The sequence below is a fragment of the Hymenobacter sp. BRD128 genome (assembly GCF_013256625.1).
Classification (GTDB): domain Bacteria; phylum Bacteroidota; class Bacteroidia; order Cytophagales; family Hymenobacteraceae; genus Hymenobacter.
In genome coordinates, this window is record NZ_CP053908.1 from 4337322 (window position 1) to 4352061 (window position 14740).

The following is a 14740-nucleotide window of genomic DNA, read 5'->3' on the forward strand; positions in this document are numbered from 1 at the left end:
AATAAATAAAACAGCAATACACTCCCTTGCTGCTCATCACTCACTTAGCAGCGGGCCGGTGCCGTGCAGAAAGTTTTCGAGCTGGCGGGCGCGGGCGGTTTCGCGGGCCAGGGCAGCTTGCAGGCCAAGTAGGCGCTGGCGCATCAACAGTACTAGGTCGATGGCCTCGGGGGCTAGCCCCAGGCCGTGGTGCAGGCGTGCCAGGCGGGGCAGCAGCTCGTCGGGCTCTTCCACTTCGATGGTTTCGGGAGCGGGGGCGGGGCGTAGCAGGCCCAGCTCCACAAACTGGTGCAATTCGGCGCGGCCCAGGCCGTAGCGGGCGTCAACTTCCTGAAAGGTGAGCAGCAAAACGCGGGTTTCCATAGCTAAAATGTTAATTGCTAGCTGATTATTGATGAGTAATGGTTAGGCTTCGCCGCGCAGCTTGGCTAGCTGCTGCAAGAGCCCGCGCTCCTCTTCCGTCAGGTTGGTGGGTAGCTGCACGTTGAGGCGCAGGTAGAGGTCGCCGTGCTGGTCTTTCTCGCGGTACACCGGAAAGCCCTTGCCACGCAGGCGCAGGCGGCTGCCATTGGCGGTTTCGGGCTTAATTTTGATTTTGACCGGGCCGCCCAGGGTTTCCACCGTTTGCTCGCCCCCCAGCAGGGCGCGGTAGAGCGGCACCGGCACATCCTGGGTGAGGTCGTCGCCGGTGCGGGCGTAGCGGGCATCGGGCAAGATGCGAAATGTGATGAGCAGCGAGCCATTGGGGCCACCGTTGCGGCCGGGGCCGCCTTGGTCGCGCAGCCGAATGGTCTGGCCATCGGCCACGCCGGGCTGAATGGTAATGCGCAAGTTCTTGCCATTCACCGTAATAGTGCGCGGCCCACCTTCGTAGGCTTCGGCTAAACTCAACTCTAGCTCGGCCTGGTAGTCCTGGCCGGCTCCGGGCCGGCTGCTGCGCCCGCCACCCCCGGCACCGCCCATGCCGCCAAAGAGCGAGCTGAAGAAATCGGAAAAGTCTTCGCCTTCACCGCCAAACTGCCCGCCGCCAAAGCCCCCGAAGCCACCAGCGCCGCCCTGCGCATACTGGCTCCAGTCGAAGCCGCCGGCACCCTGGCCGCGCCCGCTGCCTGCCTGCTGGTAGCGCGCGTAATCGGCGCCCATCTGGTCATATTTCTGCCGCTTTTCCGCGTCCGACAGTACTTCGTTGGCCTCGTTCACTTCTTTGAACTTCTGCTCGGCCGTGGCATCGTTGGGGTTCACGTCGGGGTGATACTGGCGGGCCAGTTTGCGGTAAGCCTTCTTAATCTGGTCGGTCGTCGCCGTCTTTTCGACGCCCAGAATTTTATAATAATCTTTATAGTCCATGACGAGAAAAAATCAGCGAGGCAACAAGTAGTTGGGTAGGGAGCTTATTGAACGCGGAAAAAGCCAGTTGTGTTGAGCCAGGGGAAGTGCAGTGCGTGGCGTAGATTTGTATTTTACACATAACTTCAGGCTTTAGCATGGGCTGCTCTGAGCCAGCGTAGGCCAGGCCTTACGCATGACGGTTCTTTGGCGTGCCACTGGCACGATTTTGCGTATTTTTACCCCCATTGGTTTTATATATTTTTCTTAACCATTTCTTTTACAGTCAATGAAGTTACTTATTCCGGCTTTGCTACTAGGCGGCGCCTTTTTAGTTGCACTTGACAGCCAGGCCCAAACGCAGCCGGCTGCGGCTCCCGCGCCGGCCGCTGCTGCGCCGTCGCCCGCTACCCAAAATCCGGCCGCCCGCCGGGTGCTAGCCCCGCGCCGGGTAGTGGCGCCGCGCCGCACCGGGTCCGCCCCCACGGCCCGCCCCAAAACCAGCGGCGTGATGGCTAAGGATGGCCTGACTATGCAAAACGGCCGTGTCATCCTCACCGAGCTGGGCCTGACGGCTCCCATTGAGCAGGATAAGCGCCTGCTAAACGGCACGCTTATTACCACTAAAGGGCAGGTTACCAATGTGGAAGGCGTAACCTCGCAGCTTAACGAAGGCGACTATGTTTCCCTGACCGGCCGCATCACCAGCAAGCGCGAAATGGTGGAGGCCGACAGCGTGCGTAAGCTCGTGGCCTATGACCTCAAGCACCCTGGCAAGCGCAAGGAGCTGGAAAAAGCCCGCGAGAAGGCCGAAAAAGAGCGCGAAAAAGCCGAAAAGGAAGCTGCCAAAGCCAAGGCCAAAGCCGGCCGCTAGCGCCAGGGCTGCGTGTAGCCGACCAGGATGGCCAGGCCCGCGGCATCGTCGCGGGCCTCTACCACCTCGTCGATAACAAATTGGATTTCGGCCTCGGTCCAGTCCTCGTCCTCGGCGGCGCGTACGAAACTGTCGAGGGCCGAAAAGCGGTTGGCGCCGGCGGGCGGCGTCCAGGTTAGCTGCTTACGAATATTCATGCTGCAAAAATGGCTCACGGCGGCCCTTGCTCCTTGGCGAGGGCCGCTTTTGCTTAAGGGAAGGCCTAGCGACCCTTGTGCGCTACTGGCCCCATGCGCAGCACTTTGATTTTTACGGGCACTACGCCGGCGTCGATGAGGTCGAGCTTGCGGGCGGCGCGCTTCGATACGTCCACGATGCGGCCTTTGGCGTGGGGGCCGCGGTCATTTACGACCACGGTTACCGAGTGGCCGTTACGGGTATTGGTTACTTTTATTTTGGTGCCGAAAGGCAGGGTGTTGTGGGCCGCCGTGAGCCGGCCGGGCCGATAGATTTCGCCGCTGGTCGTGGCCCGGCCGTTGAACTTATCGGCATAGTACGAGCCCTGCCCCGACTCAGTGAACGCTGATTTGCTGGTTCCGCAGGAAGCTAATCCGATTGCGAATAAGCTGACAAAGAATGAGCTGCGCAAGCTGCTAGTTGGGGCTTTGTGCATAATTATGAAATTCATTTTTCCTTCACGCGGGGTATCGAAATAAAAGCTCATCTTTCGGCCGAAATTCATTTTTTCTCAATTCCCCCCTCACACTACCCATGAAAAATACCTTGAAACTCGCCGCTGGCCTTGCTCTGTCGGGTCTGTTCTTCACTGCCCACGCCCAAACTACTCCTATGAAAGAGGGTAGCAAAATGGAAGAGAAGAAGGAAGGCAAAATGGAAGAGAAAAAAGAAGAGAAGATGCACGGCAAAATGCACGGCAAAATGCACAAAGGCAAGATGGCCGGCGAAAAGATGAAGGCCAAAATGTAGGGCTGCGGTTAGCGCCGCACCAGTTCGGCCGCCCGGTTCAGCAGCTTGCGAAAGCTGCCGGGCCGGGCGGCCTTTTTTGGCACTGCGGCGGGCGGCGGGCTCGCCAGCGGCGGCACGGGCGCCACCCGCAGCGCCTGCAAGGCCGCGTAGCTGCCTTGAAACACATTAAAATCGACGGTGCCCCGAATGCCGGGCACGTAGGCCTCGTCGGAATGCTGCCAGATAATCCAGCGCTCGGCGGGCAGGGCGGGGCGCTCGACCTCGTAGTGGGCTAGCCACAGCGGGTAGTCGTCGAAGTGCCCGGCCAGGTAATGGCGGTAGAAGGTATAGTTGGAGTACAGGATGGGCCGCACGTGGTAGTGTGCCTCCACGGCCTCCAGCCACTGGCGGATTTCGCGCCGCAGTTCGGCCACGTCGTGAAAGCGCGGCGCCTCTACGTCGAGCACCGGCGGCAGGTCGCCGGGCCGGATGGGCACCGTCTGGATAAACAGGCTAGCCTGTTCGCTGCCGTCGCGGTTGGGCTGAAAATAATGATAAGCGCCGCTCAGGATGCCGGCCGCCCGCGCCTCGCGCCAGTTGCGCTGGAAGCGCGCATCGCGCAGGGTAGCCCCTTCGCTAGCCTTGATAAAGGCAAACCGCACGTGCTGCCGCGCCACCTCGGGCCAGTCGATGCGGCCCTGGTAGGCCGATACGTCGATGCCGTGCACCGAGTAGCCGGCCAGCAGCGGCGTGCTTTCGCGGCCCGTGAGGTAGCGCGTGGTGAGCGTGGCCCAGGTGCGCCGGGCATAGCGATTGAGCTGGCGCTGGTGGCGCAGGTAGTAGGTGCCGCCCAGCAGCCCCAGCAGCAGCCCGGCCAGTACCCAGCGCCGCCAGCGCCCGCGCGGGGTTGGCGGCGGCGCGGTAGCCGGAGCAGCAGACAGAGGCGAAGCAGGCATGGGCATGGGCAGCAAGCCAAAAATAACGCACGGCCCGCCGCCCGGCGTATGCCGGCCGGGGCCGTAGCTTGCACTGATAAAGCCGCTAGGCTTAGTGCTGGTTCATTTTCTGCTATTGCTTATGCCCGATGCTCGTGATGCTAACGGTCACTTAATCCGCGAATTACACGGCGTTACGCTGGCTTCTATCCTGGAATATCTGGTGGCGCACTACGGTTTTGCGGGCCTCGATGCGCGCCTCAAGCTCAATTGTTTTGCCGTCAACCCGAGTGTGAAATCGAGCCTTACCTTCCTGCGGCGCACGTCCTGGGCGCGGGCCAAAGTCGAAGACCTGTACGTGTGCCTGCGCACGGCCGAGGTGCTGGGCCGGCCCTTGCCTTAGCCGCATCGTCTTGTCTTCTCTGCACCCATGGCCGACTTACGCGAAAAATCGGGGCCGCTAGCCCTGCTAGTGGGGCTGGCCGGCTTTATAGCTTTTGAGGTCGGCGCCTTCTACCTGCTCAGCTTTGCCACGGCGGGCCTGGGCGAAACCAATCAGTACCAGGCCCATAATACCATCGTCAGCAACTGGGTCAAGACGGTGACCTTCCTGGTGCTGCACCTGGCGCTGGTGCTGGCGGCCGTGCTGGTGCTCAGCAACCGGCTGCCGCGCCGCTACCGGGGCCAGCTCGTGGGCTGGCTGCTGCTGAGCTTGCTGGTGGGGTTCGGGCTACTCATTCCGCTGTTTTATTGAACAGAAATAACAAAGCCCCTGCTCATCGCAGAGGCTCTCAAGAGGGTGAAACCAAGGGCGCCGGTCGGTCCCGGCGTTATCGCGGAGGAAGAAAGTGGCCGGTCGGTCCCGGCCGTATCGACGGGCCGGGCAGCCTAGCTGCCCGGCTGAATGTCAATCTCGCGGGGCTGGCTAGCCTCCGCATCGCGAAACGGGATGGCCACGCGCAGCTCCCCGTTGTCGTGAGTGGCGTTGATGCCCGTCAGGTCAAGGTTATGGGGCAGGTCGAGTGTTTGCACGAAGAGCGGCGCGGCCAGCTGGTCCTCGGGCGTATGGCGGAACTCGCCATACACGGTGAGCTTGCTGTCTTTGAGCACCACGTGAAAGCTTTCGGCCGGCACGCTGGGCATGGCCACGTGCAGCACCACCCCCTTGGGTCGCTCGTTCACGCGCAACTTGGGCTGGGCCACGCCGCCGCCGATAGTGTTCAGCAAATCGAGCTGGGGGGCGATAGTACGGATAAATTCGCGGCTGATAAGTTTCATAACAACGAGCCTTAGTAGTGGCTTCGGGTCTGTTTAATCAAACCCCGTACCAGCTTCCACAAAGCTCCGGGCGCACTGGCTTTCAGTCGTTATGACTGCTTTCTATCCAGTCAGTTACCCCGAAAGTGACACCCTGGCCGAAAGTCCGCCGAAGTGGCAGAAAGCGCAACACAAAGCCGGTGCTTCGCACCTACTTTCGTTAGAACCGGCTCGTCAAACCAAAGTGAATCTTCGAGTTAGTCAGCGAGAACGTCGTATTCAGAAACTCCGACCGGCCCACCGAGTACACAAACTGAAACAGGCCGGCCGCCGTGCGAAAGCTGAGGCCGGCACCCAGCCCGGTGGGCGAATCGAGGGCGTGGGTGCTGCGCTGGGTAGTAGTAAAAGTGTAGGCTTGCAGCACCGCCTGGTCGGCAAAAACGAACACGTAGCCCTCGGGACCGGTAAACTGCCGCAGCTCGATGGTGCCCACGCCGTAGGCATTGGTGTAGAACTGGTTTTCTTGGAAGCCGCGCAGCGAGTTGAGGCCCCCTAGCCGGAACAGGTCGTTGAGGAAAAACTGCTGGTTGAACAAGCCCTCGCCGCGCGCCCGCACCAGCAGCACCCCCTGCCGGCCCAGCGCCCAATAGCGCTCGGCCCGCCCACTAAAGCTGTACTGCGTCGAGCGCAGGGCTACGCCGTCGTAAAGCGCCTCATTGATAGAGGCATTGCGCCGGATGGTCTTGGTGCCCACGCCGCCCTGCGCACTGAGAAACAGCCCCCGGTGCGGAAAATACAGGTCGTCGAGGTTGGCCCGCGAGTAGCCCAGGCCGTAGGAATTGTATTCCGAATCGACATAGTTGGGCAGGGTGCCGAGCTGGGCGTAGGCCGCGCTGTCGAGCAGCAGGCGCGAGCTGCGCTGCTCGGCAAAGAACGTGAGCCGGCCCGCCCGCGCCGTGGGGTAGCTCACCTGAAGGCGCGGCCGGATGGTGAGGTAATTACCCGTTTGCTTATACAAATTAAACGTGCCGCCCACTTCGAGCGGCGTGCCGAAAATATTAGGGTGCAAGTAGCTGGCATCCAAGAGCTGCGAGGTGGCGTCGGTCTTGCGCCACTGCAAGCCCACCTGCTTGCCGCCGCCGCGCAGGTTGCGCAGGTTGATGGTCACATCGCCCGTAAACTGCACGCCGCTAGCCCCGTTGCTATTGGGCAGCAGCCCCACAATGGCATCGAACTGGTTGGATGGCCGCTCGTCGAGCAACAGGTACACCCGCGCCCGGTTCTTGGCAAAGCGCACCTCAGGCTCGGCGCGCAGGCGCACGTAGGGCAGCTGGCGCAGCAGGGCAGCGGCGGCGGCCACGCGCTGCTGGCTATAAGGTTGGCCGGGGGTAAGCTGCAGATATTTAGTGAGAAAGCGCTTCTTGGTTTTGCTGCTGCCCACTATTTGCAGCGAGTCGAAATACACGGCCGGCCCCCGCTTGAGCACCACCCGGCCCGCGATATCGCGCCCGCTCATGCGCAGCGAGTCAATGCCCACGGTGGCAAACGGATAGCCCTGATTCTCAGCTTCCGTGAGCACGCGCTCCTGCAGGGCTGCCCAGTCGGCCGGGTGCCAGGGCGTGCGGCGGAAGAACTTTTCGCGGTAGCCGGCGCGGGTCAGCAGGCCGTCGCCGAGGTTGCCGTTGTGCAGGTACGCCCAGCGAAACTGCTCGCCCACGTAGAGGCGCACGCGCACCGTGTCGCGGCCCCAGTGCAGCTCATCGGCCGAGGCGGTGAGGTAGGCGTCGGCTTGCAGGGCCAGCACCAGCTCGCGCACCGTGCGCAGGGCCGTGAGCGAGTCGGGCACCGTGGCGCGCGGATGCAGGCGGCGTACCAGCGCCCGGCCAGCTGGCTCAACGTCAATTTTCAAGCTGCGGGTCCGGCTCAGCTGGCGCGCGGCCGGGCCTGCCGGGGCCATCGGCGCAGGGCTAGCCCGCGGCGGCAGGGGCGGGGAGGCTAGCCCCGGCGCATTAGGCACGGCCACGCCCGGCCCGGCATCGGGCGTTTGGGCGCGCGCCAGCCCGGCGCCCAGGAGCAGCACCAGCCAGCAGCCGCGCAAAAACAAGGTAGCGAGTCGGGCCATCGTTGGGAGAGCAAACGCGCCGGGCGGTTTTTAATTTCAGGAGCCCGATTTTTGTTGAATTCGGAGCGAACGATGGCTGTTATGAGCTATTCGCACCCGCAAAAATCGCGCTTTCCACTCACTCATGCCCGGCCTCTACCTTCACATTCCGTTTTGCAAGCAGGCCTGCCACTACTGCGACTTCCACTTCAGCACTTCGCTCGGGTTGAAAGGGCCGTTTGTGGAGGCGTTGGTGCAGGAAATGGCGCTGCGCCAAACTTACCTGCCCGACCCGGCCGCGCCGCTCGAAACTATTTACTTCGGCGGCGGCACGCCTTCGCTGCTCACGGGCGATGAGCTAGCCCGCATTTTTGAGGCCATTCATAACTACTTTCCGGTAGCGCCGCAGGCGGAGATTACCCTCGAAGCTAACCCCGACGACCTTAGTCCCGCCAAGCTGGCCGAGCTGGCCGCCTCGCCCATCAACCGCCTCAGCATTGGGCTGCAAAGCTTCCACGAGCCGCACTTGCGGCTCATGAACCGCGCGCACTCGGCCCAGGAGTCGGGCCAGGCAGTGCGGGCCGCGCAGGCGGCGGGCTTCGAAAACATCTCGATTGACTTGATTTACGGCGTGCCGGCCCCCAGCCACGATAGCTGGCAGGAAGACCTGGCTAGGCTCTTTGCCCTGAACGTGCCCCACGTGTCGGCCTACGCGCTCACCATTGAGCCCGATACGGCCTTCGGGCGAAGGCTGAAAAAAGGCACCTTCGTGGCGCCGCCCGACGAATTTGTGGCCACGCAGTTTGAAATGCTGCTGAGCCAGCTGCGGGCCAATGGCTACGAGCAGTACGAAATCAGCAACTTCTGCCGGCCCGGCCGCGAGAGCCGCCACAACTCAAACTACTGGCGCGGCGTGCCTTACCTGGGGCTGGGGCCGAGCGCGCACTCCTTCGATGGCCGCAGCCGCCAGTACGCGGTGGCCAACAACCCGCAGTACGTAGCCGCCGTGCTCGAGCGCGGCGAAGTGCCGGCCACCGTGGAGCAGCTTTCGCCCCTCGACCAGGCCAATGAATACCTGCTCACCACCCTGCGCACCAGCCGGGGCTGCGACCTGGCGCATCTGCGCGACGCGCTGGGCCTCAACCTGCTAGCCGGGCGTGCCGACTACCTGGCTAGCCTCACGGCCCAGGGCATGGCTACGCTGGAAGGCGACGTGCTGCGCCTCACCGATGCCGGCAAGCTGCTGGCCGACCACATCACGCTCGAACTATTTGCCGCCGCGCCGGCCGCTGCGGCGTAGCTTGCGGCGGCGGCCGGGCGGGCCGCCGGTTTCCTTCGTCCCACCTTTCCCCTGCACAGCCGTGAAGCTTTTGAGCGATGCCCTGGTCAGCAACGACGACTTTTTTGTGGAGCAAATCCAGCTCACGGCCATCGTCTTCGACAATACTGACGACGTAACCGTCTGGGCCACCACGTTTCGCGACGACGATGACCATTTTTTCCACCTCGGCCTGCCTTTTCAAGCCCTCGATACCTTGCTGCGCGTGGCCGGCGACCGCGCCGAAACCCTGGCCGAAGAAGTAGCCGATGCCCTCGCCACCACCGAGCAATGGCCCTGCCTGCTCGAATACACCAGCGAAGAAAGTCCGCCCGTGGCGCTGCCCGGCGTGGCCCTCAAGCTGGCCGTCACTTTCCCGGCCGATGCCGACGAGGCCGACGACCCGCAGCCCCATAATATCTTCTACCTCGAAGGTATCTACGCCCGGCTAGCCCCGTGAGCCCAGCGTGGTACCTCATTCCGGGCCTGGGGGCCGATGAGCGCGTGTTTCGGCGCCTGCGCCTAACGGGCACCGTGCACGTGCTGAACTGGCTAGCCCCGCAGTCGCCCACCGAGCCGCTGGCCCACTACGCCGCCCGCCTGGCCGAGGCCGTGCCCGCCGATATGTCCTGCTGGCTGGTGGGTGTGTCGTTTGGCGGGCTGCTGGCGCAGGAAATAGCCCGGCTGCGGCCGCTGGCCCGGGTGGTGCTCGTTTCCAGCCTGGGTAGCCCATCCGACCTGCCGCCCCTGCTGCGGCTGGCGGGCGCTACGGGGCTACATCATTTGGTACCCTTCGGCCTGCTAAAGTGGCTGCCTCGGCTGGCCCAATGGTTTTTTGGGGCGCGGGGCGGCACCGAATACCGCCTGCTGCGCCAGATACTGCGCGATACTGACCCGGCTTTCGCCCGGTGGGCTACCACGCAGCTGCTCGCCTGGCGCGGCCCCGGCTTGCCCAGCGCCGTGCGCCTGCACGGCACCCGCGACCGCCTGCTACCAGCCGGGGCGGCCCGCATCGACTACCTGGTGCCCGGCGCCGGGCATTTCCTCATCGTGAGCCACGCGGCCCAGGTAAGTCAGGTACTCAGTTCTCGACTCGAGAATTAAAAGCTTTTCAAGGACCTCTCCGATACTATAAGTCACCTGACGAACGCTCCTTACGGTACTATCTTTGTCAAGTTCTCGAGCGCTAAGAAAAATAAAAAATATGATTATTAATATAGCTGTTGCATTTGATAAGGAATATCTTCCTCCTTTTCATGCTTTATTGGCTTCTGTTTTTGAGAATAATAAGCAGGATACTATAGCAGTTCATGCTATTGCTACTGGTATAAGTGACTTCGATAAAGAAGAAATTAATCAATTTGCCGAAAATAACAATTCCATTGTCAAATTTTACACTATAGAAAAAAGCTTCGTCGATAAGCTTTTTATTCATAAAGAAAGTCATTTCAAATCTTTGGCAATCTTTTACAGATTATTTTTTCCATTATTAGTCGAAGAAAGTCTGAAAAATTTAGTGTACTTAGACGTTGATACTATTGTTATAAAAAGCCTTCGAGAGCTAGCTAGCACCGATACAGGTTCGTATCCTGTTGGCGCCGTAACCGATGCTTGGCCTTACGACCATTCGTACCTCAATATTTATGATGAGGAAGGGTACTTCAACTCTGGTGTATTGCTTATCAACGTTCAAAATTGGCGAAATCAACGAGTTACCGAGCGTGCATTGGAATTTATGCATGAAAACCCTGAAAAATGCATTGCTATGCCCGACCAAGATGCGCTAAATGGAGTGCTGGTTAATAATTGGAAAAAGTTGAGCAATAGATATAATTTACAATTCAATTACATTCCCAATCCTATTTCTAAAACTGCTATACCTGCTCTGCTCTCCGACAAAGTGATTATACATTTTACTACAGGCAATAAGCCATGGCTTGTGGAGTGTGCTAATCGGCTAAAGTTCTTATATTACTTTTATTTGAAGAAAAGCCCATATGCTACCAAAGGAAAGTACACAGACCGTATAGTGAATAAAGCGCAACTAATGCGTATTCTAAAATTCAAACTTAATAATTTTTATACTGATAATGAATTACTATCTAAGAGTTGGCGACGCATTAAGACTTTACTACAATAAAGGGCGCCAGCTTAGTATTATCCCAGCATATAGCGGATTCATGAACGGTGTACGTGATAGCCGCAGTGATTAACCCATGCTTTCGCATCGTAGCTGGTAATCCAGTCGATGGTGGAATGTAGGGCCTCTTCCAGCGCTTGGCGGGTCCGCGCCTGGGCTTGGCGCAGCTTGGTTTTGAGCTTGCTGCAGGCCTGCTGGATGGGGGTAAAGTCGGGCGAGTAAGGGGCAGAAACAGCACTTCTATGCCGCGCTGCCCCAGCCACTCCCGCAGCCCGGTCAGGTGGTGCACCCGTAGGTTATCGAGGACTAGCACGTCCCCGCGCCGTAATTGCGGGGCCAGGATGCGCGCGATGTATAGAGCGAAACTGTGCTGATTCAAGGCTCCTTCCAGCACCTGTACCCCATGTAGCCCGTTCACGGACAAGGCGTCAATCAGCGTCAGCGAGCAGGTAGGGCGGCGCAAGGGCACGGCCCCACCCACGCGCCGGCCGCCCCGAGCTCGGCCGTAACGCCGGTATAGTCCAAGCGCAGACCGATCTCATTGAGAAAGTGAAACCGCCCTACGTCCACACGCGCCGCGATGGCTTCGACATGCTGCTGGCGCAACAGGCCCACGCGTTCAGTTTCCCGCTCAGTGGCATGTAGGCTTTTTTTTGCGCCGCCGCCCGTGCTCGTCGAGCACGCGCCAAAGAACAGGTAAACACACGGGGCATCCCCGGCGGCTACCCAAGCCGTGCGCAATTTGGCCAGCGTCTGGTCCGGCCTCTGCTTCACCTGAACCACGAGCCAGATGTGCGCCGCCGCGTCGAGGTAGCGGGCGCGGTCGCCCCGGCCGGGCCGCGCAGCCACAGGGCCCGTGTGCCGCTGACGGCGCAACAGCTTGCCCACAAAGGCCACACTCACACAGAAACGAGCCGCCACCTGTACCTGTCGGGCACCTGGCACGGCACACGCCTGCACGATGCGCTGGCGCAAATCCAAAGAATAAGCTTGCCTAGCAGCTAGTTACGCAAGGCACCCAAAAGCAGCTACACCGTTCGCTAATCCACTATAAGCTGATTGATTAGCCTCGCTAGTGGCGATGACACATGGAGCATTCTCATTAGGTAGTACTGATAATTACACCTTACGTTCGTAAGTCAGGTGGCACGAGTAAGCCAGCTACTTAATGAGCTGGCACCCGCCGCTGGCTCATCCAGAAATTAAGCTGTTAGCCAATCGATTTTTTCACCAAACATTTAGTATTTTAAATAAATATGTATAAGTGATAAATTTTACTAATCGACGCAACATGAACTGGCAGAAACCGGCTTCGATAATCGTCTCGCTCACAAGTGGATTGGTCTCGTAGTCGCGGCCCGCCACGCGTCGGTACTTACTGAGCCAACCGAAATTGCGCTCCACAACCCAGCGCCGGGGTAGCACCACGAAGCCCTTGGTACCGTGTGGGGCCCGTACCACCTCCACGCGCAGGCCCAGTGCCGCGGCAGCCGTGGCCACTAACGGCCCTTGGTAGCGGGCGTCAGCCCAGAGCAACTGCAACTGCGGCGCGTTGGCCCTCGCCTCGGCCAGCACCGCAGTAGCGCCGACGGGGTCTTGCACGCTAGCCGCCTGCACCAGCACTGCAAATCAACGCAAAAAAGGCCGCTCCGGTAAGGAGCAGCCTTTTCATTGTACTAGGCGAAGCAGCAATTAAGCAACGGCAGCTTCGGGAGCTACGGGCACGACCGACACGAACGAACGGTCGCCGCGGCCAATCTTAAACTGCACGGTGCCATCAACCAGCGCAAACAGCGTGTGGTCTTTGCCGATGCCCACGTTGGTGCCGGGGTGGTGCTTGGTGCCACGCTGACGCACGATGATGTTGCCAGCGATGAGCGACTGCCCACCGAAGATTTTCACGCCGAGGCGCTTGCTATGCGATTCACGGCCGTTGTTTGACGAGCCTACGCCTTTTTTGTGTGCCATGGTAAGTTAAATATTGAATGCTGAATTTTAAGTGCTGAATGAGGAAGTATGATGGCGGTTAGCGCAGTCAACAGTCAACATTCACCCTTCAAAATTTCTAGCCGATGCTGTTAATCAGAACTTTGGTGAACTGCTGGCGGTGGCCATTCAGTTTCTTGTATCCTTTGCGGCGCTTCTTCTTGAACACCAATACTTTGTCGCCCTGCACGTGGGCTACGATGGTGCCTTTCACCAGTACGTTCAGCTCGGGAGCACCGATGCTGAGCGTGCCGTTGTCGTCGGTCAGCAGGGCTTTGCCCAACTCTACCGAGTCACCGACATTACCGGCCAGACGCTGGGCGTAAACAAATTTATTAGCCTCAACCTTAGTCTGTTGGCCGGCGATATTGACAATGGCGTACATCTTATTTCCGCTGGAGGTTTCTCAAAAGGGAACGCAAAAGTACGGTGCCTTTTCGGTAAAACCAAACCTAAGTCATTAATCGTCATTCACTGGGCAAAAAATAGCGCTGGTTCAAGCATATTTTCTACCGCAGTGGCTAAGTGCCTGAAAGCAAGAAGCTGCACAGGTTACCTGGGCTTTTGTGGACAACCAACGTTATCCACAGAAAGAATGTGGATAAGTAGCTATAAATCGGCAATTTTGCCTCTTTTAGTTCATGCGCTACTCAGAGTAGGCGGCGCGGGCAGTGAAAGCCGGCCATTGCAAACGGTGCTTTCGGCTAGGGGGTTGCCCGGCTATCTTTGAAAACCGGTCGGGCCAGGGCCGAACAACCGCCAGCCGGTTCGGTTAGCCCGCTAGCTTGTCACTTCGTTAATTCCGAAACCCGTTACGTTTTATGGAGCCCCTACTCGCCGAAAACCCCAACCGTTTCGTCCTCTTCCCCATCCAAAACCCGCAGGTGTGGGAGTTTTATAAAAAGGCGGAAGCCTCGTTCTGGACGGCCGAGGAAATCGACCTCTCGCAGGACCAGAAAGACTGGAACGGCCTGAATGACAACGAACGCCATTTCATTAAGCACGTGCTGGCGTTCTTCGCCGCCAGCGATGGCATCGTGAACGAAAATCTGGCCATCAACTTCATGCAGGAAGTGCAGATGCCCGAGGCGCGCTGCTTCTACGGCTTCCAGATTATGATGGAAAATATTCACAGCGAAACGTACTCGCTGCTGATTGACACCTACATCAAAGACCCCAAGGAAAAGGACTATCTCTTCAACGCTCTCGAAACGGTGCCCGCCGTGCAGAAGAAAGGCCAGTGGGCGCTGACGTGGATTAACTCCGACAACTTCGCCGAGCGCCTCATTGCCTTCGCGGCCGTAGAAGGTATCTTTTTCTCGGGCTCGTTCTGCTCCATCTTCTGGCTTAAGAAGCGCGGCCTGATGCCGGGCCTCACGTTTTCCAACGAGCTGATTTCGCGCGATGAAGGACTGCACTGCGACTTTGCCTGCCTGCTCTACAGCTACCTCGAAAACAAGCTGCCCGAGGAGCGCGTGCACGCCATCATCCGCGACGCGGTGACCATTGAGCAGGAGTTCGTAACCGATGCGCTGCCGGTGAGCCTCATTGGCATGAATGCGCGCACCATGAGCCAGTACATCGAGTTCGTGGCCGACCGCCTGCTGGTGTCGCTAGGGTGCGCCAAGATTTACAATGCCACCAACCCCTTCGATTTCATGGAAATGATTTCGGTGCAGGGCAAAACCAACTTCTTCGAGAAGCGCGTGGCCGAGTACCAGAAGTCGGGCGTGATGAGTGAGCGGGCCGATAACGCTTTCTCACTCGACGAGGATTTTTAAGCCCTTAGCTAACGAAAGAAGCCCTGACTGCCGGCCGGCAGTCAGGGCTTCTTTCG

The 14740-nt window shown here is 59.4% G+C and carries 21 protein-coding genes; 9 read left to right on the forward strand and 12 right to left on the reverse strand.

Translation table 11 applies throughout. From position 1 onward, the window contains the following. Nucleotides 1-36: 36 nt before the first annotated feature. Together GKZ68_RS19185 and GKZ68_RS19190 are read right to left on the reverse strand one after the other, a co-directional pair. Nucleotides 37-363, reverse strand: coding sequence for a hypothetical protein (locus GKZ68_RS19185; RefSeq protein WP_173117632.1), 327 nt, complete (start codon nt 361-363; stop codon nt 37-39). A gap of 42 nt (nt 364-405) precedes the next feature. Next, nucleotides 406-1347 carry a DnaJ C-terminal domain-containing protein gene (locus GKZ68_RS19190; RefSeq protein ID WP_173117634.1) on the reverse strand — a complete coding sequence of 314 codons (942 nt, stop codon included), beginning with the start codon at nt 1345-1347 and terminating at the stop codon, nt 406-408. A 268-nt stretch (nt 1348-1615) separates the two neighbouring features. Here GKZ68_RS19190 and GKZ68_RS19195 point away from each other — a divergent pair, with 268 nt between their 5' ends. Then, nucleotides 1616-2200 (forward strand): DUF6799 domain-containing protein, encoded by a 585-nt coding sequence (locus GKZ68_RS19195; RefSeq protein WP_173117636.1) that lies wholly within the window; start codon nt 1616-1618, stop codon nt 2198-2200. On the opposite strand, the gene GKZ68_RS19200 is transcribed toward GKZ68_RS19195, so the two are convergent. Both GKZ68_RS19200 and GKZ68_RS19205 read right to left on the reverse strand, forming a co-directional pair. Continuing rightward, nucleotides 2197-2397, reverse strand: coding sequence for a hypothetical protein (locus GKZ68_RS19200; protein ID WP_173117638.1), 201 nt, complete (start codon nt 2395-2397; stop codon nt 2197-2199). The two genes, GKZ68_RS19195 and GKZ68_RS19200, sit on opposite strands and share 4 nt — an antisense overlap. Nucleotides 2398-2462: 65 nt before the next feature. Beyond that, nucleotides 2463-2873: a septal ring lytic transglycosylase RlpA family protein gene (locus GKZ68_RS19205; protein WP_173117640.1), complete on the reverse strand. Its 411-nt coding sequence runs from the start codon at nt 2871-2873 to the stop codon at nt 2463-2465. Between the two features lie 98 nt (nt 2874-2971). Between GKZ68_RS19205 and GKZ68_RS19210 the strand changes: the two genes are divergently transcribed. Beyond that, nucleotides 2972-3187 carry a hypothetical protein gene (locus tag GKZ68_RS19210; RefSeq protein WP_173117642.1) on the forward strand — a complete coding sequence of 72 codons (216 nt, stop codon included), beginning with the start codon at nt 2972-2974 and terminating at the stop codon, nt 3185-3187. A gap of 8 nt (nt 3188-3195) precedes the next feature. Here GKZ68_RS19210 and GKZ68_RS19215 read toward each other — a convergent pair whose 3' ends face one another. After that, a complete protein-coding gene (locus GKZ68_RS19215) occupies nt 3196-4128 on the reverse strand; it encodes a glycoside hydrolase family 25 protein (protein ID WP_173117644.1) in 933 nt (310 codons plus the stop codon). A 115-nt stretch (nt 4129-4243) separates the two neighbouring features. Between GKZ68_RS19215 and GKZ68_RS19220 the strand changes: the two genes are divergently transcribed. Beyond that, nucleotides 4244-4504, forward strand: a complete 261-nt coding sequence (locus tag GKZ68_RS19220; RefSeq protein WP_173117647.1) for a VF530 family DNA-binding protein — start codon at nt 4244-4246, stop codon at nt 4502-4504. 27 nt (nt 4505-4531) lie between these two features. After that, a complete protein-coding gene (locus GKZ68_RS19225) occupies nt 4532-4855 on the forward strand; it encodes a hypothetical protein (protein WP_173117649.1) in 324 nt (107 codons plus the stop codon). Nucleotides 4856-4989: 134 nt separating this feature from the next. Here GKZ68_RS19225 and GKZ68_RS19230 read toward each other — a convergent pair whose 3' ends face one another. Continuing rightward, nucleotides 4990-5379 (reverse strand): Hsp20/alpha crystallin family protein, encoded by a 390-nt coding sequence (locus tag GKZ68_RS19230; RefSeq protein ID WP_173117651.1) that lies wholly within the window; start codon nt 5377-5379, stop codon nt 4990-4992. A gap of 199 nt (nt 5380-5578) precedes the next feature. Next, the gene (locus tag GKZ68_RS19235; protein ID WP_173117653.1) at nt 5579-7480 is read right to left on the reverse strand and encodes a BamA/TamA family outer membrane protein; all 1902 of its coding nucleotides are present in this window, start codon (nt 7478-7480) and stop codon (nt 5579-5581) included. A gap of 124 nt (nt 7481-7604) precedes the next feature. On the opposite strand from GKZ68_RS19235, the gene hemW reads away from it, so the two are divergent. The 4 genes from hemW to GKZ68_RS19255 all read left to right on the forward strand — a co-directional run bounded on the left by hemW (nt 7605) and on the right by GKZ68_RS19255 (nt 10917). After that, nucleotides 7605-8759 (forward strand): radical SAM family heme chaperone HemW, encoded by a 1155-nt coding sequence (gene hemW / locus GKZ68_RS19240; protein ID WP_173117655.1) that lies wholly within the window; start codon nt 7605-7607, stop codon nt 8757-8759. 61 nt (nt 8760-8820) lie between these two features. Then, entirely contained in the window at nt 8821-9237 is a 417-nt protein-coding gene (locus tag GKZ68_RS19245) for a hypothetical protein (protein WP_173117657.1), read from the forward strand. Next, complete coding sequence (locus GKZ68_RS19250; RefSeq protein WP_173117659.1) at nt 9234-9881, forward strand: alpha/beta hydrolase; 648 nt, start codon at nt 9234-9236, stop codon at nt 9879-9881. Before GKZ68_RS19245 ends, GKZ68_RS19250 begins: the two co-directional genes overlap by 4 nt. A 100-nt stretch (nt 9882-9981) precedes the next feature. Then, a complete protein-coding gene (locus GKZ68_RS19255) occupies nt 9982-10917 on the forward strand; it encodes a glycosyltransferase family 8 protein (protein WP_173117661.1) in 936 nt (311 codons plus the stop codon). Here the strand turns inward: GKZ68_RS19255 and GKZ68_RS22820 are convergent. From GKZ68_RS22820 to rplU, 5 genes are all read right to left on the reverse strand, one after another. Then, entirely contained in the window at nt 10898-11398 is a 501-nt protein-coding gene (locus tag GKZ68_RS22820) for a transposase (RefSeq protein ID WP_173117663.1), read from the reverse strand. The genes GKZ68_RS19255 and GKZ68_RS22820 overlap by 20 nt on opposite strands. Then, entirely contained in the window at nt 11356-11862 is a 507-nt protein-coding gene (locus GKZ68_RS19265) for a hypothetical protein (RefSeq protein ID WP_173116998.1), read from the reverse strand. Before GKZ68_RS19265 ends, GKZ68_RS22820 begins: the two co-directional genes overlap by 43 nt. Before the next feature lie 282 nt (nt 11863-12144). Then, entirely contained in the window at nt 12145-12540 is a 396-nt protein-coding gene (locus tag GKZ68_RS19270; RefSeq protein ID WP_173117665.1) for a transposase, read from the reverse strand. A 69-nt stretch (nt 12541-12609) separates the two neighbouring features. Next, a complete protein-coding gene (gene rpmA, locus GKZ68_RS19275) occupies nt 12610-12885 on the reverse strand; it encodes a 50S ribosomal protein L27 (RefSeq protein WP_173117667.1) in 276 nt (91 codons plus the stop codon). 97 nt (nt 12886-12982) lie between these two features. Next, on the reverse strand, nt 12983-13288 hold the full coding sequence (gene rplU / locus GKZ68_RS19280) for a 50S ribosomal protein L21 (RefSeq protein ID WP_173117669.1): 306 nt from the start codon (nt 13286-13288) through the stop codon (nt 12983-12985). Between the two features lie 436 nt (nt 13289-13724). Between rplU and GKZ68_RS19285 the strand changes: the two genes are divergently transcribed. Further along, nucleotides 13725-14684 (forward strand): ribonucleoside-diphosphate reductase small subunit, encoded by a 960-nt coding sequence (locus GKZ68_RS19285; RefSeq protein WP_173117671.1) that lies wholly within the window; start codon nt 13725-13727, stop codon nt 14682-14684. Nucleotides 14685-14740 lie beyond the last annotated feature (56 nt).

Bases quoted from the DNA above. Each gene is read 5' to 3' on its own strand.
- GKZ68_RS19185 (WP_173117632.1), bottom strand. From the start codon at position 363: ATGGAAACCCGCGTTTTGCTGCTCACCTTTCAGGAAGTTGACGCCCGC.
- GKZ68_RS19190 (WP_173117634.1), bottom strand. From the start codon at position 1,347: ATGGACTATAAAGATTATTATAAAATTCTGGGCGTCGAAAAGACGGCG.
- GKZ68_RS19195 (WP_173117636.1), top strand. From the start codon at position 1,616: ATGAAGTTACTTATTCCGGCTTTGCTACTAGGCGGCGCCTTTTTAGTT.
- GKZ68_RS19200 (WP_173117638.1), bottom strand. From the start codon at position 2,397: ATGAATATTCGTAAGCAGCTAACCTGGACGCCGCCCGCCGGCGCCAAC.
- GKZ68_RS19205 (WP_173117640.1), bottom strand. From the start codon at position 2,873: ATGCACAAAGCCCCAACTAGCAGCTTGCGCAGCTCATTCTTTGTCAGC.
- GKZ68_RS19210 (WP_173117642.1), top strand. From the start codon at position 2,972: ATGAAAAATACCTTGAAACTCGCCGCTGGCCTTGCTCTGTCGGGTCTG.
- GKZ68_RS19215 (WP_173117644.1), bottom strand. From the start codon at position 4,128: ATGCCCATGCCTGCTTCGCCTCTGTCTGCTGCTCCGGCTACCGCGCCG.
- GKZ68_RS19220 (WP_173117647.1), top strand. From the start codon at position 4,244: ATGCCCGATGCTCGTGATGCTAACGGTCACTTAATCCGCGAATTACAC.
- GKZ68_RS19225 (WP_173117649.1), top strand. From the start codon at position 4,532: ATGGCCGACTTACGCGAAAAATCGGGGCCGCTAGCCCTGCTAGTGGGG.
- GKZ68_RS19230 (WP_173117651.1), bottom strand. From the start codon at position 5,379: ATGAAACTTATCAGCCGCGAATTTATCCGTACTATCGCCCCCCAGCTC.
- GKZ68_RS19235 (WP_173117653.1), bottom strand. From the start codon at position 7,480: ATGGCCCGACTCGCTACCTTGTTTTTGCGCGGCTGCTGGCTGGTGCTG.
- hemW (WP_173117655.1), top strand. From the start codon at position 7,605: ATGCCCGGCCTCTACCTTCACATTCCGTTTTGCAAGCAGGCCTGCCAC.
- GKZ68_RS19255 (WP_173117661.1), top strand. From the start codon at position 9,982: ATGATTATTAATATAGCTGTTGCATTTGATAAGGAATATCTTCCTCCT.
- rpmA (WP_173117667.1), bottom strand. From the start codon at position 12,885: ATGGCACACAAAAAAGGCGTAGGCTCGTCAAACAACGGCCGTGAATCG.
- rplU (WP_173117669.1), bottom strand. From the start codon at position 13,288: ATGTACGCCATTGTCAATATCGCCGGCCAACAGACTAAGGTTGAGGCT.
- GKZ68_RS19285 (WP_173117671.1), top strand. From the start codon at position 13,725: ATGGAGCCCCTACTCGCCGAAAACCCCAACCGTTTCGTCCTCTTCCCC.